Genomic DNA, 25024 nt, shown 5'->3' on the forward strand with positions numbered 1-25024 from the left:
TTATGCGTTCTTCCTAACCTATCCCCGCCCCTAGAGGCGGGAAAAATCATTGAAAAGTGCAAGACCCATCAACAACACCAGCACGATCGAACCTATGCGGTAGCTGTAGTCCTGTACTCGCTCGGAAACCGGCCCCCCCTTCAGCTTTTCTATCGCCAGGAAGAGGAGATGCCCACCATCTAACACCGGTAATGGGAACAGGTTGATGATACCCAGGTTGACGCTAATCAACGCCAGGAACATCAGATAATACACGAACCCGACTCCGGCTGACGCCCCAGCTCCCTGTGCAATCGAGATCGGGCCACTCAGGTTGTTCAGCTTTACATCACCGGTTATTAATTTGCCCAGCATGTTGACCGTCAGCCGCATCAGCTGCCAGGTCTTGTCGCCGGCCTGATACAGCGCCGGGAACGGTCCATACTGGCGAATCGTTTTATACTCGTCCGGCAGCGGCAGCACTTTTGGAATGATGCCTGCAAACCCCACCGATTTGTCTTTTCCCACCGGCTTTGTATCCGGTATCAGCGTCAAAGACAAGGGGGCGCCGTTTCTTTCAATCTCCAAAGCCAGCGGTTGCCCCGGGCCATCGTGGATACGCTTCACCAGCGTCTGCCAACGACCCAACGGCTGACCATCGACTTTAACGATCCTGTCCCCCGCTTGTAAACCCGCCTTTTGCGCCGCCGAGTTAGGCTGCACTTCCGCCAACACGGATTCGATCTGCGGGCCGCGCGGCATAATGCCCAGCGCGACAACGGGATCCTGCTTGTCCGGTTCAAAGTTCCACTGGCGCAAGTCCAGGGTTTTGGTCACCACCTGCGAAGAGCCGAACGGCGCTACGCCGACTTCGGTTTGCGCATCGCCAATCTTCGCCACCAGCGCCAGACGAACTGACTCCCAATCAGGCGTTTCGATGCCGTCAACCGACTTTAGTTCCATGCCAGACGAAATTTCGGCCTTGGCGGCGATGGATTGCGGCGCGATTTCGCCGATCACCGGGCGGAAACTCGGCACGCCGATGATGAACACCAACCAATAGGCAAGGATAGCAAACAGGAAGTTGGCGATGGGGCCGGCGCTGATGATGGCCGCGCGCTGCCAGACGGTTTTGTTGTTGAAGGCCTGATGGCGCATTTCCGGCGCCACCGACTCCACGCGCTCGTCCAGCATCTTCACGTAGCCACCGAGCGGAATCAAAGCGATGACGTACTCGGTGCCCTGGCGATCGGTGCGGCGCCACAGCGCCCGGCCGAAGCCGATGGAGAAGCGTTCAACGCGCACGCCGCAACGACGGGCAACCCAAAAGTGTCCGAACTCGTGCACGGTAATCAAAATACCGAGCGCAATCAGAAACGCCACCAGGTTCCAAAGCACGCTGACCATCATCCCTCACTTTCCGTCATTGACGGATTAAAACACCAACAGCATCAGGCAGGCAAACACCGGCACCGCCGCGGTCAGGCTGTCGATACGGTCCAGTATGCCGCCGTGGCCGGGAATCAAATGACCGCTGTCCTTGATGCCCGCTTCGCGTTTGAACATGCTTTCGGTCAAATCGCCCAGCACCGAAGCCAGCGCGGCGATCACCGAACAGGCCAACAGCGTGGTCGGCACCACGTTCAGCGGCGCGTAGCGGCCGAACAGCCAGGAAATGACCGCCGATGTCAGCAGCCCGCCGATCAACCCTTCCCAGGTTTTACCCGGCGAGACCTTCGGCGCCAGCTTATGCTTGCCGAACAGCTTGCCGAACATATAGGCGCCGGAATCCGCGCCCCACACCAGCAGCATCACGTACAGCAGCCACCAGGCGCCGGTAAACGGGTTTTGCTCATAGCCGAACTGGCGCAGCGCCAGCATGCCCCAAAAAAACGGCACGATGGTCAGCAGGCCGAACAGCAGGCGCAGCGGGCGCGAATTGCGCCAGATGGCGGCCGAGCCGGGGTAAAACAGCACCAGCAGCAGCGCCGCCAGCCACCAGGCCAGCGACAGCCACAGCGAGCCGCTTACCTGCGGCACGGATTGATGGTAGGCGGGAACGCTGAGCATCATCAGCGCCAGCAGAAAACCGCACAGTATCGCCAGCCAGATGCGCTGCGAACGGGAGGTAAAACCGGCCAGTTGGCCCCACTCCCAGGCTGCTAACATGCACACGACGAGCGTTACCAGAGCAAAGGCCAGCGGCGGCAACAGGAACAGCGCCGCGATAACGATCGGGATTAAAATCAGAGCAGTTATGAGGCGATACTTCAGCAAAAGTTCTCCCTAGGACGCATCGGCGCCGATAGGTGTTGTTCCCCCGAAGCGGCGCTCACGTTGTGCAAATGCATTCAGCGCACCTTCAAAGACAAGTTCATCGAAATCAGGCCAGAGCACATCAGTAAAGTAAAGTTCAGCATAGGCGATTTGCCACAGCAGGAAGTTACTGATGCGATGCTCGCCACCGGTGCGGATAACCAGATCCACCGGCGCCAGGTCGCTCATGCAAACCCGTTCGCTCAATAATTCCTCGCTGATCTGATCCGGGTGCAACCCCCCGCCCCGAACCTGCTCGGCCAGTTCCCTTACTCCCTGAATGATATCCCAACGGCCGCCGTAGTTGGCAGCGATATTGAGCGTCAGGCCATCGTTATTTTCCGTCAGTGCTTCAGAGCGGCGGATCCGCTCCTGCAAACGCGCGCTGAACCGGCTAATATCGCCGATCACCCGCAGCCTGACGTTATGTTTATGCAGGCTTTTTACTTCACTATCCAAAGCGCGGACAAAAAGCTCCATCAGGGCAGAAACTTCCTGCACCGGACGGTTCCAGTTTTCGCTGCTGAAGGCATAAAGCGTGAGTGCATCTAAATGGTGGCTGGCGGCAAAACTGACCGCGCGGCGAACCGATTTCACCCCTGCTTTATGACCGAAGACACGTAACTTGCCCTGACGTTTGGCCCAGCGTCCGTTACCGTCCATGATAATGGCGACATGGCGCGGCCCCGGGGAAGATGGATTAGCCTCTTGTTGGTTTGCGGACGACATAACTCGTACTTATTTCCTCAATAGAAATATAACTGCCTTTCCGGAACATCAGACCCTTACGCGCAAAAAAAGCCGTGTGCCCGACACGGCTTTCAGCCTGCCCACGCGATACCCGACGCAGCCGGGTCGCCATTGGCGCACAAGGCGCCAATCGAGCCATAATTCAACGGTATAACCGCTGACAGGTGGCGCAGACTATACCACCTCAGCGGGGCATGAACAAACGGCCCCGCGGCGGCACGCGCGAATTACGAGCAAAATCGGATAATCACCGTGATCGGCCGCACAACGTGCGAACGCGTTCCTCGGCGGCGGCGCGCGCCTGGCGGTCAATGTCTAAGACCGCTTCGATGCTGGTCGGTTCCTGCAGCGCGAGACGCTCCACCACCTGGCGATTGACCGCCGCAATGTCGGTAAAGCGAATCTGCTGCTGCAAAAATGCCGCCACGGCGATTTCATTGGCCGCGTTCAGCGCGGTGGTCGCCGCCTGGCCGGCCTCGAACGCTTCGATCGCCAAATACAGGCAAGGATAACGTTCGCGTTCCGGTTCAGCGAAGGTCAGCGAACCGATGCGGCAGAAGTCCAGCGCTTCCACGCCGGAGTTCACGCGCTGCGGATACGCCATCGCATGGGCGATCGGCGTGCGCATATCCGGCGTACCCAACTGCGCCAGCACGCTGCCGTCGGCATAGCGCACCATCGAGTGAATCACCGACTGCGGGTGCAGGATCACTTCCATTTGCTCGGCCGAGGCGTTAAACAGCCAGCGGGCCTCAATGTATTCCAGACCTTTGTTCATCATGGTGGCGGAGTCCACCGAGATCTTGCGGCCCATCGACCAGTTCGGGTGGGCGCAGGCTTGATCCGGCGTCATCGCGGCGAACTGTTCCAGCGGCGTGGTACGGAACGGGCCGCCGGAGCCGGTAAGTACGATGCGCGAAACACCATGACTGTCCAGTGAAGAGTATCCCAACTGGCGCTGAATACTCTCAGGCAAACTCTGAAAAATCGCGTTGTGCTCGCTGTCGAGCGGCAGCAGTTGCGCCTGGCTTTGCCGCACCGCGTCCATAAACAGGCGGCCGCAGGTGACCAGCGACTCTTTGTTGGCCAGCAGCACCTGCTTGCCTGCGCGGATCGCCGCCAGCGTCGGCAACAGCCCCGCAGCGCCAACGATGGCCGCCGTCACTTGATCGACGTCGTCCAAAGCCGCCAGTTCGCAGGCCGCTTGCTCCCCGGCCAATACCTCGGTAGCGACGCCGTTTTCCGCCAGAATGGCGCGCAGCTCGCGGGCGGCGCTTTCATCCGCCATCGCGGCGAAGGCGGGCCGGAATTCGATGCATTGCTGCGCCATAACCGCGACGTTGCGGCCGGCCACCAACGCTTTGATCGCAAAACGCTCGGGATTCGCCCTGACCACGGCCAGGGTGCTGGTCCCTACCGAGCCGGTCGAGCCAAGAATGGTCAGTTGCTTCATGAGTTCACTCTGAATAACTGTCTGATGAGATCGGAGGTGCTCCAGTGTGGAACCTTGGACAGCGCTTGTCCATGATCTTTCAGTACGATGAAACGGGATCTGCGCCACAAAAAACAAAGCGCCGCCCAGGCGACGCTTTTTTTCTGCGCGATGCTGATTAGAAATCCATCAGCTCTTTTTCTTTCTCCGCCAACGCGGCGTCGACCAGCTTGATGTAAGCGTCGGTCATTTTCTGAATCTCGTCTTGTGAACGACGTTCTTCGTCTTCGCTGATCTCTTTGTCTTTCAGCAGCGCCTTGACCTTGTCGTTGGCGTCGCGACGCACGTTACGCACCGCTACGCGGCCCTGCTCGGCTTCACCGCGTACGATCTTGATCAGATCCTTACGGCGTTCTTCGGTCAGCGGAGGCAGCGGAACGCGAATGTCAGAACCGGCGGAAGACGGGTTAAGGCCCAAATCGGAGCTCATGATCGCTTTCTCAACGGCCTGGCTCAGGCTGCGGTCGAACACGTTGATTTTCAGCGTGCGGGAGTCTTCCACGGTCACGTTGGCCAGCTGACGCAGCGGGGTAGCGGCGCCGTAGTATTCCACCATGATGCCGTCCAGAATGCTTGGCGAAGCGCGGCCGGTGCGGATCTTGCTGATTTGGTTTTTGAATGCTTCTACGCTTTTTTCCATGCGTGAATCAGCATCTTTTCTGATTTCATTAGTCACGTTGCAAACCCTTGGAAGCTGGTTACTTGGCAGGCGATACTCAAGTATAGCCCGTAATCGTACTCGGAGAGCGCGCGGCGCCTAGCGTCACGCGCTCCGAAAAGGGGTGTGAACAGCCTTATTTGCTGATCAGCGTACCTTCGTTCTCACCCATCACCACGCGGCGCAGCGCGCCAGGCTTGTTCATGTTGAACACGCGGATCGGCAGACCGTGATCGCGAGCCAGCGTAAACGCCGCCAGATCCATCACTTTCAGCTCGCGCTCCAGCACGTCCTGATAGGTTAATTGTTCATACAGCGTCGCATCCGGGTTTTTCACCGGATCGGCGGAGTAGACGCCATCCACTTTGGTGGCTTTCAGCACCACGTCCGCTTCGATCTCAATGCCGCGCAGGCAAGCAGCGGAATCGGTGGTGAAGAACGGGTTGCCGGTACCGGCGGAGAAGATCACCACGCGGTTGTTGCGCAGCAGGCTGATCGCCTCTGCCCAGCTGTAATTGTCACACACGCCGTTCAGCGGGATCGCCGACATCAGGCGGGCGTTCACATAGGCACGGTGCAGTGCATCACGCATAGCCAGGCCGTTCATCACGGTAGCCAGCATTCCCATGTGGTCGCCCACTACGCGGTTCATGCCGGCTTGCGCCAGGCCCGCGCCGCGGAACAGGTTCCCGCCGCCAATAACTACACCGACCTGAATTCCCAGTTCGACCAGCTCTTTCACTTCCTGAGCCATGCGATCCAAAACGCTGGCGTCGATACCAAAACCTTCTGCACCTTGCAGGGCTTCGCCACTCAGTTTAAGCAGAATACGCTGATATACGGGTTTTGCATTGGTTGCCATGGTGTTCTGTCCTAAGAAGCAGTATTAGTATTGGGGATTTCAGCCGATGAAACGCGCCTGAGGTGAGGTGAGTATCACGCTGCAGGGCTTGCCACCGGTGTAATTCTGGCTGGATAGTATGGAACCGCCAGACGGCGGTTCCATCGACAGTCATTAAGACTGTTTGCTCATCGCGGCAACTTCAGCAGCGAAGTCGGTTTCGACTTTCTCGATGCCTTCGCCCACTTCGAAGCGAATGAAGTTGGTCACGTCAGCGTTGTGCTCTTTCAGCACCTGAGCAACGGATTTGCTCGGATCCATAACGAAAGGCTGACCGGTCAGAGAAACTTCGCCGGTGAATTTCTTCATGCGGCCTTCAACCATTTTCTCTGCGATTTCTTTCGGCTTGCCGGACTGCATGGCGATGTCCAGCTGAACCTGGTACTCTTTTTCTACCACTTCAGCAGACACGTCTTCTGGCTTCACGAATTCTGGCTTGCTCGCCGCAACGTGCATTGCGATTTGCTTAACCAGCTCTTCGTCAGCGCCTTTAGCCGCAACCAGAACGCCGATACGCGCGCCGTGCAGGTAGCTGCCCAGCACTTCGCCTTCCAGGGAAGCAACGCGACGAATGTTGATGTTTTCGCCGATTTTTGCCACCAGCGCTACGCGCTCTTCTTCGAACTGTGCTTTCAGCACGTCAACGTCAGTGATTTTGCCAGCCATAGCGGCATCCAGCACTTTGTCGGCGAACGCCTGGAAACCGGCGTCTTTTGCTACGAAGTCAGTCTGGCAGTTAACTTCCAGAATGATGCCGTAGTTGCCTTCGATCTTGGTTTTGATCACGCCGTCAGCAGCCACGTTGCCTGCTTTTTTAGCGGCTTTGATCGCACCGGACTTACGCATGTTTTCGATTGCCAGTTCGATGTCGCCGTTGGATTCAACCAGCGCCTTCTTGCAATCCATCATGCCAGCGCCGGTACGCTCGCGCAGTTCTTTTACCAGGGCAGCGGTAATATCAGCCATTTCTTTTTCCTCGGTTATCTCGCGTGGAGACAGTTCTCATTCAGATAAGCAAAGGGGGCCTTAACAGGCCCCCCTAACCAACATATGTCAATACCTGGTTAATAAGGGCTCAGTGACGAGCTTGCCTTATTATTCAGCTTCTACGAAGCCTTCTTCCGCCTGAACGGCCAGATCTTGAGAACGACCTTCACGCACAGCGGCAGCAACAGCAGTCAGGTACAGGTTTACTGCACGGATTGCGTCGTCGTTACCAGGGATGATGAAGTCAACGCCGTCTGGGTTGGAGTTGGTATCAACGATAGAGAATACCGGGATACCCAGGTTGTTGGCTTCTTTGATCGCGATGTGCTCGTGATCGGCATCGATAACGAACAGTGCGTCTGGCAGACCGCCCATATCTTTGATACCGCCCAGGGAGTTTTCCAGCTTGGCCAGTTCACGAGTGCGCATCAGCGCTTCTTTCTTGGTCAGCTTGTCCAGGGTGCCGTCTTGAGACTGGATTTCCAGATCTTTCAAACGCTTGATGGACTGACGAACGGTTTTCCAGTTAGTCAGCATACCGCCCAACCAGCGGTGGTTCACGAAGAACTGGTCACAGCTGTTCGCAGCGTCTTTTACCGCTTCGCTTGCTGCGCGCTTGGTACCAACGAACAGGATCTTGCCTTTACGGGAAGAGATCTTGGTCAGTTCAGCCAGAGCGGCGTTGAACATTGGTACGGTCTGCTCCAGGTTGATGATGTGAACCTTGTTACGAGCGCCGAAGATGAAAGGCTTCATTTTCGGGTTCCAGTAACGGGTCTGGTGACCAAAGTGAACACCAGCCTTGAGCATGTCGCGCATGGAAACAGTTGCCATGATTAAACCTCTATAGATTAATTGGGGTTATGCCTCCACGTATCCCATAACGCCGACCCTGGCGGCGACAAGTCACCTCAGGGCACCCCGGCGGATGTGCCGATACGTGTGTGTTATTTACACAAAATGAGTGCAGTTAAAGTATTTTCGGCCGATTCCCGCCAGGTCACAAGAACCAAGTCGCGGATCGCCGGCGCGCTTTATACCATAAACCCGCCGCCGACACCAACTTTTGTTGCGTTTCGCCGGGCGTCAGGAAATGAGATTTGGCAGCCCCCGGCCGGGCTGATACCATAAGTCACTGCTTCTTATTGTCGACGATAACGACACCTGCGGACGAATTTCATGGCAATCTCAATTAAAACACCTGATGACATCCAAAAAATGCGCGTGGCCGGCCGCCTGGCCGCCGAAGTGCTGGAGATCATCGAGCCGCACGTCAAACCTGGCGTGACCACCGGCGAGCTGGACCGTATCTGTCACGAGTACATCACCAACGAGCAGCAGGCCATCTCCGCCTGCCTCGGCTACCACGGCTTCCCGAAATCCGTGTGCATCTCGGTGAACGAAGTGGTGTGCCACGGCATCCCGAGCGACGACAAAACGCTGAAAGACGGCGACATCGTCAACATCGACGTGACCGTGATTAAAGACGGTTTCCACGGCGACACCTCGAAGATGTTCATCGTCGGCAAACCGACCATTCTGGGCGAGCGCCTGTGCCGCGTCACTCAGGAAAGCCTGTATCTGGCGCTGAAGATGGTCAAACCGGGCATCCGTCTGCGCACCCTGGGCAAGGCCATCCAGCAATTCGTCGAGGCCGAGAAATTCTCCGTGGTGCGCGAGTACTGCGGCCACGGCATCGGCGAAGTGTTCCATGAAGAGCCGCAGGTGCTGCACTATGACGCGGACGACGGCGGCGTGGTGCTGCAGGCGGGCATGGCCTTCACCATCGAACCGATGGTCAACGCCGGCGACTATCGCATCCGCACCATGAAAGACGGCTGGACGGTAAAAACCAAAGATCGCAGCTTGTCGGCGCAGTATGAGCATACTATTGTGGTCACTGATAACGGCTGCGAGATAATGACGTTGCGCAAGGATGACACCATCCCCAACATCATTACGCACGAGATGTAAGCACTGCGGCGCACGCCGCGTGCAGAATGTCACCAGGCCGGCTTATGCCGGCCTTTTTTATGGGCTGCGCACTATGTCTGACAATCTCCTTCAACCGGCTGTGCCGATGCCGCCCGCCTCTCCCAGCGTCTACGGCGACGACGAGCTCACCTGCCCGCTGCTGAAACAGCGGCTGGAGCAGTTCCAGCTGTGGCTGGCGGCGGCGTTCGACGCCGGATCCAGCGCCGAAAGCCTGGTGGCGGCGCGCAGCGACTTCATCGATCGCCTGCTGCGCCGGCTGTGGACGTTCTACGGCTTTGAAGATATCCCGGAAACCGCGCTGGTGGCGGTCGGCGGCTACGGCCGCGGCGAGCTGCATCCGCTGTCGGATATCGACGTGCTGGTGCTCAGCCAGCGCCGGCTGACGGAGCAACAGTCGCAGCGGGTCGGCGAATTCATCACCCTGCTGTGGGATCTCAAACTGGAAGTGGGCCACAGCGTGCGCACCCTGGAAGAGTGTCTGCTGGAAGGGCTGGCGGATCTGACCGTGGCCACCAACCTGATCGAATCGCGCATGATCTGCGGCGACGTTGCGCTGTTCCTGCAGATGCAAAAACATATCTTCAGCGACGGCTTTTGGCCTTCGCCGCAGTTCTTCCACGCCAAGATCAGCGAGCAACAGGAGCGTCATCAGCGCTACCACGGCACCAGCTATAACCTGGAACCGGATATCAAAAGCAGCCCCGGTGGCCTGCGTGACATCCACACGCTGCTGTGGGTGGCGCGTCGCCACTTCGGCGCCACCTCGCTGGACGAAATGGTCGGCTTCGGTTTCCTCACCCAGGCCGAGCGCAACGAGCTGAACGAATGCCAGAGCTTCCTGTGGCGCATCCGTTTCGCGCTGCATCTGGTGCTGCCGCGTTACGACAACCGTCTGTTGTTCGATCGTCAGCTCAGCGTCGCGCAGCTGCTGCGCTATGAAGGCGAAGGCAACGAGCCGGTCGAGCGCATGATGAAAGACTTCTACCGCATGACGCGCCGCGTCAGTGAGTTGAACCACATGCTGCTGCAGCTGTTCGACGAAGCCATCCTGGCGCTGGACGCCACCGAAAAGCCGCGCCCGCTGAACGACGATTTCCAGCTGCGCGGCGATCTGATCGATCTGCGCGATGAAACGCTGTTCATCCGCGAGCCGCAAGCCATCATGCGCATGTTCTACCTGATGGTGCGCAACCGCGAGATCAAAGGCATTTACTCCACCACCGTGCGCCAGCTGCGCCACGCGCGCCGCCACCTGAAACAGCCGCTGTGCACCATCCCGGAAGCGCGCGATCTGTTTATGGCCATCCTGCGCCACCCCGGCGCGGTGTCGCGCGCGCTGGTGCCGATGCACCGTCACAGCGTGCTGTGGGCCTATATGCCGCAGTGGGGCAAGATCGTCGGGCAGATGCAGTTCGATCTGTTCCACGCCTATACCGTCGACGAACACACTATCCGCGTGCTGCAGAAGCTGGAGAGCTTCGCCGAGCCTGAAACCCGGCCGCGCCATCCGCTGTGCGTGGAGCTGTACCCGCGCCTGCCACACCCGGAACTGCTGCTGCTGGCGGCCTTGTTCCACGATATCGCCAAAGGGCGCGGCGGCGATCACTCGATCCTCGGCGCGGAAGACGTGGTGGAGTTCGCCGAACTGCACGGCCTCAACTCGCGCGAAACCCAGCTGGTGGCCTGGCTGGTGCGCTGCCACCTGCTGATGTCGGTCACCGCGCAGCGCCGCGATATCCAGGATCCGACGGTGATCCAGCAGTTCAGCAGCGAAGTGCAGAGCGAAACCCGCCTGCGCTATCTGGTGTGCCTGACGGTGGCGGATATCTGCGCCACCAACGAAACCCTGTGGAACAGCTGGAAGCAGAGCCTGTTGCGCGAGCTGTATTTCGCCACCGAAAAACAGCTGCGCCGCGGCATGCAAAACAGCCCGGATCTGCGCGAACGGGTGCGCCACCATCGCCTGCAGGCGCTGGCGCTGCTGCGCATGGACAACATCGACGAAGAGGCGCTGCACCGCATCTGGAGCCGCTGCCGCGCCGATTACTTCCTGCGCCACTCGCCGAATCAGCTGGCCTGGCACGCCCGCCACCTGCTGGCCCACGACTCCACCCAGCCGCTGGTGCTGGTCAGCCGCCAGGCGACGCGCGGCGGCACCGAGATCTTCATCTGGAGCCCGGATCGCCCTTACCTGTTCGCCGCCGTCGCCGGAGAGATGGATCGCCGCAACCTGAGCGTGCACGACGCGCAGATCTTCACCAACCGCGACGGTATGGCGATGGACACCTTTATCGTGCTGGAGCCGGACGGCAGCCCGCTGGCGCAGGATCGCCACGCGGCGATCCGCCAGGCGCTGCTGCAGGCCATCACCCAGCGGGAGTACCAGCCGCCGCGCGTACGCCGGCCGTCATCCAAGCTGCGCCACTTCAGCGTGCCGACCGAGGTCACCTTCCTGCCGACCCACACCGATCGCCGCAGCTACCTGGAGCTGACCGCGCTCGATCAACCCGGCCTGCTGGCGCGGGTGGGCGAAGTGTTCGCCGATCTGGGGCTGTCGCTGCACGGCGCGCGCATTTCCACCATTGGCGAGCGGGTCGAGGATTTGTTTATCCTGGCCGACGGCGAGCGGCGCGCGCTCGACCAAGAAACGCGCAGAAAGTTGGAGCAACGGTTGACAGAGGCCCTCACCCCAAACGATAAAATGTGATACAAGTAACTTTTTACCGACAACATCAGGAAAGAGAACAGCATGCAGCAATTACAGAACGTTATTGAAAGCGCCTTCGAACGCCGTGCGGACATCACCCCGGCGAACGTAGACACCGTAACGCGCGAAGCGGTAAACCAGGTGATCGGCCTGCTGGACAGCGGCGCCCTGCGCGTCGCCGAGAAGATCGACGGTCAATGGGTCACCCATCAGTGGCTGAAGAAAGCCGTGCTGCTCTCTTTCCGCATCAACGACAACAAGGTGATGGACGGCGCGGAAACCCGCTACTACGACAAAGTGCCGATGAAATTCGCCGACTACGACGAAGCGCGCTTCCAGAAGGAAGGCTTCCGCGTCGTGCCGCCGGCCACCGTGCGCCAGGGCGCGTTCATCGCTCGCAACACCGTGCTGATGCCGTCTTACGTTAACATCGGCGCCTACGTCGACGAAGGCACCATGGTCGACACCTGGGCCACCGTCGGCTCTTGCGCGCAGATCGGCAAAAACGTTCACCTGTCCGGCGGCGTCGGCATCGGCGGCGTGCTGGAGCCGCTGCAGGCCAACCCGACCATCATCGAAGACAACTGCTTCATCGGCGCGCGTTCCGAAGTGGTGGAAGGCGTGATCGTGGAAGAAGGCTCGGTGATTTCGATGGGCGTATACCTCGGCCAGAGCACCCGCATCTATGATCGCGAAACCGGCGAAATCCATTACGGCCGCGTGCCGGCGGGTTCGGTGGTGGTTTCCGGCAACCTGCCGTCGAAAGACGGTTCTTACAGCCTGTACTGCGCGGTGATCGTCAAGAAGGTCGACGCCAAAACGCGCGGTAAAGTCGGCATTAATGAGTTATTGCGCACTATCGACTAAATTGAAATAGCGGGTGATTCACCCGCTATTTTTTTGTCTGCGTTTCGCTGGCAGTCACAGTCGCAGATCTCGCTTTCCGCCATAATCGCAGTCGTGGAATATAACGATCACATCTAAAGAGGGCGCAGTATGTACGATAACTTGAAGAGTTTGGGCATCAATCAACCGGAAGACGTCGATCGCTATAGCCTGCGTCAAGAGGCCAACAACGACATCCTCAAGATCTATTTCCGCAAGGACAAGGGCGAGTTCTTCGCCAAGAGCGTGAAGTTCAAGTACCCGCGCCAGCGTAAAACCGTGGTGGCGGACAACGCCGGCCAGGGCTACAAGGAAATTCACGAGATCAACCCGAACCTGCGTTATGTAATCGACGAGCTGGATCAGCTGTGCCAGCGCGATCAGGTGGAAGTGGATCTGAAGCGTAAAATCCTCGACGACCTGCGCCATCTCGAAGGCGTGGTGTCGCACAAGATTGCCGAGATCGAAGCCGATCTGGAAAAACTCACCCGCGGCAAATAATGCGGTTCGGTTGACCCGCATCATCGCCAAGGCGCCCTTTTGCGGCGCCTTTTTACTTTACGATTGCAGCAGCGTGCTCCACTGCTCGACCCACGGGCAGGCGGCCACTTCCGGCTCCGGCTGTTCCATCGCATCGATCTCCAGCACTTCGCCAACGCGGGTGGCGCCCTGCTCCTGCAGCAGCGCGTCGAACGCGCGCCCGGCGCCGCAGAAGTTGTCATAGCTGCTGTCGCCCAGGGCGATCAGCCCATAGCGCAGCTCCGGCTGATAGCCAACCTGATCGCGGATAGCGTGGAACAGCGGCGCGATGCTGTCCGGCAGATCGCCCTGCCCGGTGGTGGAGGTGATCACCAGCGCGTAGTGCTGACGATAAAACTGCCAGGCCTCCAGCGTGCCCTCTTCGAACAGTTTGACCTCATGGCCCTGCTCGCTGAGGATGTTTTGCGCCTCTTCCGCCACCAGCAGCGAATTGCCGTAGACCGTTCCCACGAAGATACCAACCTGAGCCATGGCTCCTACTCCCTTCATTATCTTTAAAAATTGTCAGCTATCCTGACCGTTAGCCGCGCTAAACTCAACCCCGGCAAGTTCAGGGAATACCCCCGCCCAGCCGAACTGCGCCATCACCCCTTGCCAGGCTTCGTCCCAGCGCGCCGTTACCTGCAGCGGCTCGCCGGTCACCGGGTGCTTCAGCTGCAGATGGCTGGCGTGCAGCATCAGGCGCGGGCAACCGAAATGCTGCGCCATCCCGCGGTTCTGCCGCAGATCGCCGTGCTTGCTGTCGCCGATGATCGGATGGCGAAGATGCGCCATATGGCGCCGCAGCTGATGTTTGCGGCCGGTTTCCGGCTGCAGTTCCACCAGGCTATACCGCGCGCTGTCGTAGCGGCCGACGGCCACCGGCATCTCCACCTGCGCCAACGGCCGGTAGTGCGTCACCGCCGGCTGCGGCCCCTTGTCGGCATCGGCATGTTTATCGGCGATTTTGTCCAGTTCCGCCGTCAGCGGATAATCGAGAGTCGCCCCCTCCTGCACGTAACCCCGCACCACCGCATGGTAGGTTTTCTGCACCTGATGTTGTTCGAACTGCTGCGACAGCAGGCGCGCCACCTCGCTGGACAGCGCCATCAGCAGCACGCCGGAGGTCGGGCGATCGAGACGGTGCACGGTAAAAACGTGCTGCCCGAGCTGATCGCGCACCGTCTGCATCATAAAGCGGGTTTCATGACGATCCAGCCAACTGCGGTGCACCAACCAACCCGACGGCTTGTTCACCGCCACCAGGTGCTCATCCTGATATAAAATCTCAATCACATCACGTTCCCAGGTCAATAACCGTTTCGGGCGCGAGTATAACAGGCATGAGACGCAACGCTAGTTCACCCATTCGATGGTCACCAGCCGCGTATCGGCGCGGCCGCGCTCGTCTACCGCCCGAATGCGGTAGCGCCCGTTGTCGATAGGCCGCCAGTCGATCGGCTTTTTGCTGGCACTGCTGCCGAGATAGATATCGTCGACGAACCAGTACACCGTCTTGCTGTCGGCGTCCGTCACCGCATTGAAGGCGATTTTGTCCCGCCCCTGCTGCGACTGGCGCAGGGTATAGGTGGTGTTTTTCAGCGGTGAAGTGATGCGCGGCGCGCTGCCGCCGACGGCGATGCCGTTGTCCTTGCAGCGATTGACCGGCGGCGCCCGCTTCGGCAACCCGGCCTGAGCGAACACATTGGCCAGATCGGAAGGCCAGAACTCAAAGATTTCGGTGCGGGTCTGCGCCGCATCATACGGCGGGCAAACGACCTCACCGCTGTGAATATCCAGCACCACCGGCCGGTAAACGCTGTCGACCTTGATCGGCGACTTGCCGGGAATGAACCAGGTCTTGCCCTTTTGCTGGCACCACGGCGTCGGCAGATCGCCGCTGGCGAGACAAATGTCCACCCGCCGCAGCCGTTGGGGGAACGGGTGTTTCGGTTCCCGCAGGCCGGGATAGCTGGCGTTGACGCTGTCGATGATGTTGAAGAACAGCGGCGCGGCGGCTTCGGCGCCGACCAACGCATTGTTGCCTCGCCCATCGAAGTTGCCTTCCCACACCACCAGCACATAAGGGCCGAAAATCCCGACGCTCCAGGCGTCGCGAAACCCCCAGGAGGTGCCGGTCTTCCAGTACACCGGCAGCGACGAAGAACGCTGCGCCAGCGTATCGCCCGGCCGCCGGTGCTGGCGCAGCATATCCAGCGTGATGAAACTGGCCTCCTCGCTCAGCAGCCGTACCGGCGTCGATTCGGCCTGGTTCAGCTGCATGCGCAGCGGCCGCAGCTCGCCGCGATTCGCCAGCAGCGCATACAGCTTCGCCAATTCCTGCGCCGTTACCTCGCCGCCGCCCAGCACCAGCGACAGCCCATAGTGGCTCTCGTTGGCCATATTGGCGACGCCGGTCAGGCGCAAGAACTGATAAAAGGTTGGCTGACGCAGCTGCGAGGCGACATAGACCGCCGGGATGTTACGGCTGAAATTCAGCGCGTCGGTGGCGGTCACCGGGCCGAGAAAGCGCCGGTCGAAATTTTCCGGCGCATAGGCCCCAAACGACGAAGGCACGTCTTTCAGAATGGTCATCGGATGCAGCACGCCCTGCTCCATGCCCAGCGCGTAGATGAACGGCTTCAGCGTCGATCCCGGCGAGCGTTTGGCGTTGGTGCCGTTCACCTGCCCCTGAATCGGGCGATTGTAATAGTCCGCCGAACCCACCAGCGCGCGCACCCCCATATCGCGGCTGTCCACCAGCAGCACCGCGGCGTTCTGAATGCCGCGGCTGCGGTTGCGGGCGATAAAGGCGTTGACCTGCCGTTCGACCAGCCGCTGCAACCCGGCGTCCAGCGTCGTGTCGACGCGGGTATCGCGCTGCACCAATTGCTGCGTCTGCAGGCGCAGCTGTTCGATAAAGTGCGGCGCAATATAGGGCACTTGTTCAGGCTGCCGCAGCGCCAACGGCAGGCGGAACAGCGTTTGCTGGCTGGCGTCGGTGGGGTAAACCTGTTGCCAGCGCAGGAACAGACGGTTGCGCGCCTGCGTCAATGCGGCGCCGAGCACGCCGGTTTTCGGCTCCAGACGGTAGCTGGGTGACTGCGGCAACACCGCCAGCGTCAGCGCCTCCGGCAGAGTCAACTCCCGCGGCGACTTAGCGAAATAGATCAGGCTGGCGGCGCCGATGCTTTCAATGTTGCGGCCGTAGGGCGCGTAATTCAGATAGGCTTCCAGGATATCGCGCTTGGAGTAGCTCAGTTCCAGCTGCACCGCACGCAGCACCTGCAGCAGCTTGCCGCCCGGCGTACGGGTATTGAGATGCCAGCGCATGCGCGCCAGCTGCATGCTGATGGTCGAACCGCCCTGCATTTTGCCGCCGGCGACATAGCTGCGCCAGAAACCGCGCATCAGGCTGACGGGGTTAAAGCCGGGGTTATAGTAGAACCAGCGATCTTCGTGCAGCAGCAATCCGCGCACCGCCAGCGGCGACACTTGCTCCAGCGGGGTCCACAGCCGGTAGCGATCGTCGTTGGCCAGCGTAATGCGCAGCAGCGCGCCGTGCCTGTCGTAATAAACGGAAGACTGCGGCAGCCCCTGCCACAGGGGCGGATGCGGCCACAGCCGAATTGCGGTCAACAGCAGCGCCAGTAAAAACACCGCCATCAAGCCGTTTTGCAGCACGCGCCCGGTCAGGATCTTCATACGTTCTCAGCATTCCGGCGCCAGACGCTGGCCTGGCGCCGGATACGGCCTAGTCGTTGCCCGCCGGCACCACCACCAGCTTGCCGCCGCCGGCCGACATGGCCTGCACTTCACGGTCGTACATGGCTTCGCCGTAGGCCGGTGGAACAATAAAGCTGCCGGTATTGGTGGCTTTGATTTGATAAACGAACTCCTGCACCTCAGTGCCGGCGCTGCCGTAGATAATCACCCGGTCTTCGCGGATATCGCTGTAGTCCGGTGCCCAGGTGGAGCCAGATGCGGCCAGCGGCGACTGCCAGCCGCCGCGATCGTCGCTCTCTTCACCGGCGTCGGCCGGCTCCGGCGGCGTCTGCTGCACCACTTCGAACCCGCCCGGCAGCAGATCGACGATCGCCAGGTTGCTCTGCCCCTCTTTCGAGTTGGCGCGCACCTTCAGATGGACGTTGATCTTCTGCCCCAGCGTCACCTGCGTCACCGGCTTGCCCTGTTCGTCGGTGTAATCGCGGACGATCTCAATCCCGCGCGACAGCGCTTTTTGTGGCGCATTCAGATCGTAACCGGCCTGCGTCACCACATACCAGGCCGGCGCGCTGCCGCCGTTGGTGAAGCGCACGGCGGTAGCGTCGGCGTTAAATTGCCCCTGAACGAACAGCCCCTGCAGCTCGCTGATGCGCTGCGGGTCGCCGCCGCTTTTGCCCACCTGCACGATGCCTAACGCGTCCGCATTGGCGGATTGCGCCGCCACCTGGATCGAATAGCTTTCCAGCGCCAGAATGCTCATTGCAGAGGAGTAGGTGGTGTAACGCTCTTCTTTCAGTGCCTTGACCATATTCTCCAGCACCTGCGGCGGGATCGACGCCACCTTCTCAGGGAAGTGACGGGTAATCAGATACAGCCGCGTCGCATCCTGCACCAGCGGATCGAAATAGTTCTGCGTCCACCAGGCGCTGTCATAGGCTTTGCTCAGTTGCTGCCAGCTCGGTTGCAACAGCGCGGCGGCTTCGTCGTCCATCTTCAACAGGCGATAGGAAGAGGCCAGATAGAGTGCGCTCAGATCGGTTTTCCAGCCTTCGCCATAGCGTTTTTGCAGCGTATCCTGCACCGCCGCCAGCGAGTTGGTGGTCACTTCGCCCTGCAGCGTCAGCAGGTAAACCGCCCAGCTGCGCAGGCGCAGCAGATACAGATCGTCGAATCCGCTGGCCGCCAGCTCGCGCAACGCGCCGTTGGCTTCATCCAGCATGCCTTCCGGCAGGGCGTAGCCCGCCGCTTTGGCTTCGAGCAGATACTGCACCACATAAGGCGTGACGAAAGGATCGGCATCCGGCGACGAACGCCAGGCGCCGATCGCCCCGCTGTCATTCTGACGGGCGCGCAGCACGCCCAGCAGATTGCGCAGCTGCTTGCTGACTTCCGCCTGGCTCAGGCTGCTTTTCATCTCCGGATGACGGCTCTGCAGCATCAGCGGAATGGAGCGGCTGACGATCTGCTCGGAACAGTAATACGGGTAATCCGCCAGGTATTGCGCCAGCCCGCTGGTCAGCACCAGCGGCGAATTCGACACCGCCGCCCGGCGCTGCGCGAAGGCGTCGAACATCTGGCGCAGGCCGTCGACGTTCTGGCTGCCGCCGCTCATGCGCCCCATCACCGACTGGGTGCGGTACGGCGCCGCCGGCCGTACCGAGGTGCTGACGGTGCGGCGGCTGGCCTGATCGCCGTAACGGGCGTCGAACACCAGCGGCGCATCACCCAGCACGGCTTTGGCGCGCAGGCGGAAGGTGATAACGCCTTCACGTTTTTCCGCCAGCGTCAGGCTTTGCGTCGCGTTGCCCACCACCTCCAACTGCGGCGGCGGCGTCAGCAGGACGTTGATGGCCACCGACTGGCCGTTCAGCCCTTCGAGGTTGTTGCTGACACCCACGCTGACGTCGAACTCGTCGCCCGGCGCCACCATCGCCGGCACATTCGGCGTCATGATGAAGCTGTCGCGCACCGTGGCGGCGGTTTGCGCCTTGCCGATTTTCTCCGGCGTCACCGAAATCGCCATGACGCGGATCTTGCCGTTGAAGTAATCCGGCACCGGATAGACGAACTGTTTCTCGCCGCTGACCTCGGTAATGCCGGACCAATAGGCCACCGGCTTATCGCGCTTGCGCTTGAACGGGTTGAGGTTGAGATCCAGCCCTTCGCCCGCATCGCCGCCCGGCGCCGCGGTCAGCGCCATCAGCTTGCTGAATTCCGGCAGGATCAGATCGAGGATCTGCGAGCTGCTCACGTTGAGTTCGCGCTTGCTGAAGAAGAACTCCAGCGGATCCTTCAGACGGTAACGCGCCACCTGCAGAATGCCCTCATCGACGGCGAACAGCGCCACCTGCTGCGGCGCATCGGTCTTGACCGTCATCGTCAGGTTTTCACCCGGCTTGATGACCTCCGGCGCCGTCACCTCGAGGCTGTTTTGGCGCGCCTTGGTGCTGATCTTGAACGGCATCACGCCGTAGCTCAGCGGGCTCATGAAGATCTCGCTGGAGTTGATGTCGCGCACGAACTGCACGTTGATGTAGCCGTTGCCCTCCATGCCGGCCGGCACGCGGATCGTCTGCACCGAGCTGGTGGTGTCGGTGTGGAACCACTGCCAGGCGTAAACCTTGTCCTTTTCAATGGTGATCAAGCCGCTACCGGTATAAGGCGCGTTGATCGCCACCTCGATCTCCTCGCCCGGCTGGTATTCCGCCTGGTTGAGTTTCAGCTTCAGTTCGGCATTGCGATCCAGCGAACGGCTCAGGTTGGCGTTGCCGGCCACGCTGTAGGCGACGCGATTGAGCGTCTTGCCCTGCGCATCTTCAATCACCAGCACGAAGTCGCCCGGCTTATCGGTCGCCAGCCGCAGATCCGCGCCCTGCTCGCTCAGCGCCAGCGGCTGTTCCGACAGCTGCACTTCCTTCATCTTCGACTGGTATTTGTAAACGCCCGAATCCTGTTTGGTCAGCACCGAAATGTATTTCTGCTCGATCAACACCTGCTTCAGGTTCGGCATGGCGATCTGTTTCAGGGCCGGATCGATGGCGATCACGTTCAGATGCCGCTCCGCGTCGCGGTTGATGTAGCCCAGATCGCCGTCCGCCTTCACCCCAATCAGGTAATCGTAAGGGGAAACCAGCGTACGGGCGGTCGCCGCCACCGAGCGCCCGCCGCCGGCAACGAACGCCTCCGACAACAGCTGCAGCTGATAAGTGGCGTCGGCGTAGGATTTCAGATCGAGCGGAATATCGGCCGCGCCGTGCTCATCGGTGGTGCGATCTTCCAGCTCGGTCTCGAACCCGTCGCTGTTTTGCCGGTTTTCGTAGAACGCATAATCCGGGAAGCGATCGAAGCTCGGATACATTGGCCGCAGCGTCAGCCTGGTGGTCACACGGCGATCCTGCGCCGGGGTGCCGAACAAGTTCTGCACATCGATGCTGGCCTTCAGCTCGGACGGTTTTACCCAGCCTTGCTGGCGGTCAGGCGTCAACGCCAGCTTCACTTTCAGCTGATCCGGTTCGAACTCCTTCACATTGACTGCGGTATGGCCGAGCAGCGTGGAGGTATCGTTATTTTTGCCGATCAGATACAGATAGACGTTCCACTCGCCGGTAGGCGAATTTTCATCGGTGGTATAGCTCAGCTCGTTGAAACCGCTGGCGCCCAGCGTCAGCGGCACGGTGGACATCAGCTTATCGCGCGGATCGCGGATTTCGGCGCGCACCGGCACGCCGGCCAGGCCAACGCCCCAGTCGGCGGCGCGGGTGATCAGGCCGATGTTAAAGGTATCCCCCGGCCGATAAACGCCGCGATCGGAGAACAGGTAGCTGCTGAGCGTGCGCGGATCGGTCGGCGTTTGTTCACCGGCAACGTCGAAGCGCGAGAAATCCAGCCCGCGATCGTTATAGCTGCCGGTCGGCAGGAAGGAGACATCCCCTTCTTTCTCCACCAGGAACATCACCGGCTGGCGCTCGTTGGTGTACACATCCAGCGCCGGGAAACGCACGTGCCCATCGGCGCCGGTGGTTTGGCTGAGCAGCGTCACGCCGTTTTTGGCCACCACCGACACGGTGGCGCCGCTGACCGGCGCGCCGCTTTGGATCGACTGCACAAAGACGTCGCGCGTCTTGTCCTGCGAGCTCTTGGCGACGATGCCCAGATCGGTCACCACCACAAAGCGCGAATCGCCGACGTCGGGCTGTTCTTCCCCTTCGCTCTCATCCTGTTCCTGATCCTGCTCGGCGCCCGCCTCTTCCGCCGCCGGTTTTCGATTCGGCTGCCATTCAGACAGCGTCAGCAGGAACACCCCGCGATGGGAACTGGCGTTGGTGGAGAGATAGCGGGAAAGATCGATGCCCTGATAGTTCACTTCCCCCGGCCGCTCGTTGTTGAGCGCCGTCTGGTATTTGAAATGCTCGGTGAAATACTCGTCGTTGAGCCGGTTGAATTCCGTGGAGGAGTATTCCCGGCTTTTGAAGGAGACGATATGCTGCAGCTGGCTCGGGATCACCCGCTTGATGTCCAGCCGCAGGCCCGCCACGTTGCGCGCCGCCACGCTGATCTGCTTGTCGCCGTTGACCGACAGCAGCGAGCCCTGCGACATGAACTGCAGCGATTTCGGGAACTCCGGCACTTCGACCACGCGGTAAACCTTCTTCGGCATTTTGTAACCGCCGGCGGAAACCAGCTGGTTATCGATCTCGAGCAGCACAAAGCGGTGCGCCGGGGCGTCGAAACGGAAGCTGAACTGCGGTTGGTAGGCCTCTTCCGCCTCGTTAAGCGTCAACGGCAGCGACGTCGCCTGCGCCAGCACGTTTTTACCGACGCTGTCGATCGTCCATTGATAGAAATCGTCGGCATCGTTGGCGGTCTCGGCATCGCTCGGATCGTGCTGCGGCAGCAGCCAGGCTTTCGCGGCCCGCGCCAGCTCTTTATCCTTCACCGCATCGCTGAAACCGACCACCAGGGCACGCTGCCCTTGGCCGCCGTCGGTATCCACCACCTGGGCGCTGGCGTCGCTCAGCGCCAGGCTGTACAGCGTCGGTACTTTGACCCAGTTGCTTTTCGCCTCTTCGACCGTATTGCCGGCCGCCGTCGATTTAACGCCCTTGCCGACGGTCAGATGCACTGCCCCGCCCTGATCCAGCGCCTGCAGCGGCTCGGAATGCACCCAGGCGTTCAGTTTTTTCTCGTCATAGACCAGAGAGAAATTCAGCTTTTTCTCGGAGGTGGCGCTGCCTTCTTTCAATCCCAGCGAAATCTGTTTTTCAAAGCTGCCGACGTCAACCGGCGCGTTGAACTGCAAATTGAAGATCGCGCTGCGTTTTTGCGCATTTTGCGGATCGCGGTAATACTCGGCCTGCCCCAGGCGGTAATCGAACGCGGGCACGGTGAAGGCATAACGGGTTTTGACTAGCTTGACCTGCGGCGCCAGCAACGTGGCGGGTTCAAGGGTCACCTCATATTTCGCGCCCATCGGCAGCGGCTTTTTCGCCGTGAACACCAGTGTCGACTCATTGCTCCATGCCCACTGCCCTTCCGCCGACGGTTTCAGAGTGATGCCGGCGCTCACGGTTTTGCCCGCCGCGGTTATCGGCGCAGCCGAGCCGCTGAAGGTCAGGCTCACCGTTTGCGGCGCCTGCCGGGCGGCGGCGTAGTCTATCGGCTCGGGGTTGGACAACTCGGCGTTGATCTCCTGAACCACCATCGGCGCCGGTTCAATCGGTTGGGGCCGGTTTTGCCACCAGTGCCAACCGTAAAATGCGCCGCCCGCAACGCCTGCCAGCAGCAGCAGGCTCAGACCGACCGCTTTCGGGTGTTTATCCACGCCGCTTTCCAGCCGCAAAAAACCGCGCGGCAGCGCAGCCCACCAGGCCGGCGCACGCCAGCTGAGGTTGCCGACCAGCGGTCTCAGCAACCGCCCCAACAGCGACAACGCCCCGCCCAGCAGGCGACAAACGCCCTTAACCAGGGTAAAAGGCAAACGCAGGATAAACCTTAATAAATCCATTATTGCAGCACCTCATCATCCTAATGCAGCTCCCGGTCAACCGCCGCGGTTAAACCGAGCCGAAAGACGCCGTCGGCTCTCCTGCCCGGCATCCGCGCGAGTACTCTACACTGCCGGGCGGCAAAAATCTGCGCGCCGCCGGCGCATTACGGCTCTTTATTCAACATCAAATCCAGCTGTTGCAGCAGCACCAGCAGCGGCAGACTGCTCGGTTCACGATCTTTCAACGCCTCTTCGAAATAAGGCGTGATGGCGAAGCGCGTCGGCAACGGCGCCTCGGCGTCCAACAACGCATACATGCGCGGCAAGAACACCCACTGCAGCCAGGCTTCGGCCGACATGCTGTCGATGCAGAACGGCTCGGTGCTGGAGAAAGCCTCATGCTCAGGGGGCGCGGCCTGCCACAGCGCCAGATCGCGCATGGATTGTTCAATCGCCTGCAAACTGCGGCGCACCTGGTTATGTATACTCATCTGCATTCCCGATCTCTTTTCATCATGGTATTCAGCGCTCTGGCTGAAAGGCGGCAAAGCATAGCATTTTTATAGCCCAAATTCGGCGCGCCTGAGACAGCTCGCCGTTTTTATCTGGTGACGTTCGCCGTCGCGCGGCACAATAGGCCCACCGAATTCACCACACAGATAAAGATTCATGTCCGTAATAACAGAGAAAAAAAACCACGCGACGCCCGGTAAGGCCATGTTGGCCTCGGTCACCGGTTATGCCATGGACGGGTTTGACCTGCTGATCCTCGGCTTTATGCTGCCGGCCATCAGCATCGAATTGGGATTATCCTCATCGGCAGCCGGTTCGCTGGTCACCTGGACGCTGATCGGCGCGGTGCTGGGCGGCGTGATCTTCGGCCACCTCAGCGATCGTTTCGGCCGCATCCGGGTACTCACGATCACCATCCTGATGTTTTCCCTGTTCACCGGCCTGTGCGCCGTGGCGCAAGGCTATTGGGATCTGCTGGCCTATCGCACCCTGGCGGGCATCGGGCTGGGTGGCGAGTTCGGCATCGGCATGGCACTGATCGCCGAAGCCTGGCCGGCGGAGAAGCGCAACCGCGCTTCGGCTTACGTCGGCATGGGCTGGCAGTTGGGGGTGCTGGCGGCCGCTTTCCTGACGCCGCTGCTGCTGGAACACATCGGCTGGCGCGGCATGTTCCTGGTCGGCCTGCTGCCGGCGCTGGCGTCATTCCTGATCCGCCGCACGCTGGGCGAACCGGAGGAATTCGTGCGGCAGAAAGACGCCGGGCAGCCGCTTTCCTTCCTGCAGCGTTTGCGCCTGCTGTTTAAGGATCGCGCCACCGGCAAGGCCAGCATCGGCATCTTCATTCTCTGTTCGGTGCAGAACTTCGGTTACTACGGGCTGATGATCTGGATGCCGACTTACCTGGCGAAAAACTTTGGTTTCTCGCTCACCAAGTCCGGCCTGTGGACGGCGGTGACGGTCGTGGGCATGACGTTCGGCATCTGGCTGTTTGGCGTGCTGGCCGACCGCTTCGCCCGCTGGAAGATTTTCGTGCTGTATCAGGTCGGCGCGGTGGTGATGGTGATCGGCTACGCCCAGTTGAGCGACCCGATGCTGATGTTGTTCGCCGGCGCCGTGATGGGCATGTTCGTTAACGGCATGATAGGCGGCTACGGCGCGTTGATTTCCGATACTTACCCGGTACAGGCGCGCGCCACCGCGCAAAACATCTTGTTCAATCTCGGGCGCGGCGTCGGCGGCCTGGGGCCATTGGTGATCGGCGCGCTGGTGACGCAGGTGTCGTTCACCGCCGCTATCAGCCTGCTGGCGGCGATTTACCTGCTGGATATCTACGCCACGCTGTTCCTACTGCCGAAAAAACAGGGCGCAGGCGATACGCTGGGCGCGATTGGTTAACGCTGGCGATGGATTAAGCAGAGAAGCACGCACGGCGGGATAGAACAAAAAGTTGGGGGCACTGCGTTAACAGTGCCCCCGGTTCGTTTTATAGCCATCCCGCTACACAGCGTGCTCCCTGCTCAATCCTTGAAAACTTTTCCTGCGGCCATCCTGACCAAGTGGTCCTTGCATCATCCTGCAGCATCGTCCTGACGCGGTTCCTCAGCCTTCCT

Annotated in this window: 18 protein-coding genes; 5 read left to right on the forward strand and 13 right to left on the reverse strand. The window is 60.4% G+C overall.

The features are described 5' to 3' along the window. Positions 1-30: 30 nt before the first annotated feature. The 8 genes from rseP to rpsB form a co-directional block, all read right to left on the reverse strand. Positions 31-1386 (reverse strand): sigma E protease regulator RseP, encoded by a 1356-nt coding sequence (rseP, locus tag GT753_RS20405; protein ID WP_004931952.1) that lies wholly within the window; start codon positions 1384-1386, stop codon positions 31-33. Between the two features lie 27 nt (positions 1387-1413). Beyond that, entirely contained in the window at positions 1414-2256 is an 843-nt protein-coding gene (gene cdsA / locus GT753_RS20410) for a phosphatidate cytidylyltransferase (RefSeq protein ID WP_004931949.1), read from the reverse strand. A 9-nt stretch (positions 2257-2265) separates the two neighbouring features. After that, the gene (ispU, locus tag GT753_RS20415) at positions 2266-3024 is read right to left on the reverse strand and encodes a (2E,6E)-farnesyl-diphosphate-specific ditrans,polycis-undecaprenyl-diphosphate synthase (RefSeq protein WP_021505651.1); all 759 of its coding nucleotides are present in this window, start codon (positions 3022-3024) and stop codon (positions 2266-2268) included. 268 nt (positions 3025-3292) lie between these two features. Further along, on the reverse strand, positions 3293-4498 hold the full coding sequence (gene ispC / locus GT753_RS20420) for a 1-deoxy-D-xylulose-5-phosphate reductoisomerase (protein ID WP_015378893.1): 1206 nt from the start codon (positions 4496-4498) through the stop codon (positions 3293-3295). A 157-nt stretch (positions 4499-4655) separates the two neighbouring features. Continuing rightward, positions 4656-5213 carry a ribosome recycling factor gene (gene frr, locus GT753_RS20425; RefSeq protein ID WP_004931943.1) on the reverse strand — a complete coding sequence of 186 codons (558 nt, stop codon included), beginning with the start codon at positions 5211-5213 and terminating at the stop codon, positions 4656-4658. A 118-nt stretch (positions 5214-5331) separates the two neighbouring features. After that, on the reverse strand, positions 5332-6057 hold the full coding sequence (gene pyrH / locus GT753_RS20430; protein ID WP_004931940.1) for a UMP kinase: 726 nt from the start codon (positions 6055-6057) through the stop codon (positions 5332-5334). 153 nt (positions 6058-6210) lie between these two features. Beyond that, complete coding sequence (tsf, locus tag GT753_RS20435) at positions 6211-7062, reverse strand: translation elongation factor Ts (protein ID WP_004931939.1); 852 nt, start codon at positions 7060-7062, stop codon at positions 6211-6213. 129 nt (positions 7063-7191) lie between these two features. Next, positions 7192-7917 carry a 30S ribosomal protein S2 gene (gene rpsB, locus GT753_RS20440; protein ID WP_004931937.1) on the reverse strand — a complete coding sequence of 242 codons (726 nt, stop codon included), beginning with the start codon at positions 7915-7917 and terminating at the stop codon, positions 7192-7194. A 345-nt stretch (positions 7918-8262) separates the two neighbouring features. Between rpsB and map the strand changes: the two genes are divergently transcribed. The 4 genes from map (at position 8263) to GT753_RS20460 (ending at position 13171) form a co-directional block, all read left to right on the forward strand. Next, on the forward strand, positions 8263-9057 hold the full coding sequence (gene map, locus GT753_RS20445) for a type I methionyl aminopeptidase (RefSeq protein WP_004931936.1): 795 nt from the start codon (positions 8263-8265) through the stop codon (positions 9055-9057). 73 nt (positions 9058-9130) lie between these two features. Further along, positions 9131-11785, forward strand: a complete 2655-nt coding sequence (gene glnD / locus GT753_RS20450; RefSeq protein ID WP_004931933.1) for a bifunctional uridylyltransferase/uridylyl-removing protein GlnD — start codon at positions 9131-9133, stop codon at positions 11783-11785. A gap of 42 nt (positions 11786-11827) precedes the next feature. After that, complete coding sequence (dapD, locus tag GT753_RS20455) at positions 11828-12652, forward strand: 2,3,4,5-tetrahydropyridine-2,6-dicarboxylate N-succinyltransferase (protein ID WP_004931932.1); 825 nt, start codon at positions 11828-11830, stop codon at positions 12650-12652. A gap of 129 nt (positions 12653-12781) precedes the next feature. Further along, complete coding sequence (locus tag GT753_RS20460) at positions 12782-13171, forward strand: DUF3461 family protein (RefSeq protein ID WP_004931929.1); 390 nt, start codon at positions 12782-12784, stop codon at positions 13169-13171. A gap of 57 nt (positions 13172-13228) precedes the next feature. On the opposite strand, the gene GT753_RS20465 is transcribed toward GT753_RS20460, so the two are convergent. The 5 genes from GT753_RS20465 to GT753_RS20485 all read right to left on the reverse strand — a co-directional run bounded on the left by GT753_RS20465 (position 13229) and on the right by GT753_RS20485 (position 23392). Next, positions 13229-13681, reverse strand: a complete 453-nt coding sequence (locus GT753_RS20465; protein ID WP_075685645.1) for a flavodoxin — start codon at positions 13679-13681, stop codon at positions 13229-13231. A 33-nt stretch (positions 13682-13714) separates the two neighbouring features. After that, positions 13715-14485, reverse strand: coding sequence for a tRNA pseudouridine(65) synthase TruC (truC, locus tag GT753_RS20470; RefSeq protein WP_031300599.1), 771 nt, complete (start codon positions 14483-14485; stop codon positions 13715-13717). Between the two features lie 60 nt (positions 14486-14545). Continuing rightward, a complete protein-coding gene (gene pbpC, locus GT753_RS20475) occupies positions 14546-16894 on the reverse strand; it encodes a penicillin-binding protein 1C (RefSeq protein WP_075685643.1) in 2349 nt (782 codons plus the stop codon). Between the two features lie 49 nt (positions 16895-16943). After that, positions 16944-22919, reverse strand: a complete 5976-nt coding sequence (locus GT753_RS20480; RefSeq protein WP_075685641.1) for an alpha-2-macroglobulin — start codon at positions 22917-22919, stop codon at positions 16944-16946. A 146-nt stretch (positions 22920-23065) separates the two neighbouring features. Further along, entirely contained in the window at positions 23066-23392 is a 327-nt protein-coding gene (locus GT753_RS20485) for a YqcC family protein (protein ID WP_028127529.1), read from the reverse strand. Between the two features lie 178 nt (positions 23393-23570). Here GT753_RS20485 and GT753_RS20490 point away from each other — a divergent pair, with 178 nt between their 5' ends. Beyond that, a complete protein-coding gene (locus tag GT753_RS20490) occupies positions 23571-24809 on the forward strand; it encodes an MFS transporter (protein ID WP_015378900.1) in 1239 nt (412 codons plus the stop codon). The last annotated feature ends 215 nt before the right edge of the window (positions 24810-25024 follow it).

It is taken from the genome of Serratia sp. Z4 (assembly GCF_009900725.1).
Classification (GTDB): Bacteria; Pseudomonadota; Gammaproteobacteria; order Enterobacterales; family Enterobacteriaceae; genus Serratia; species Serratia nematodiphila.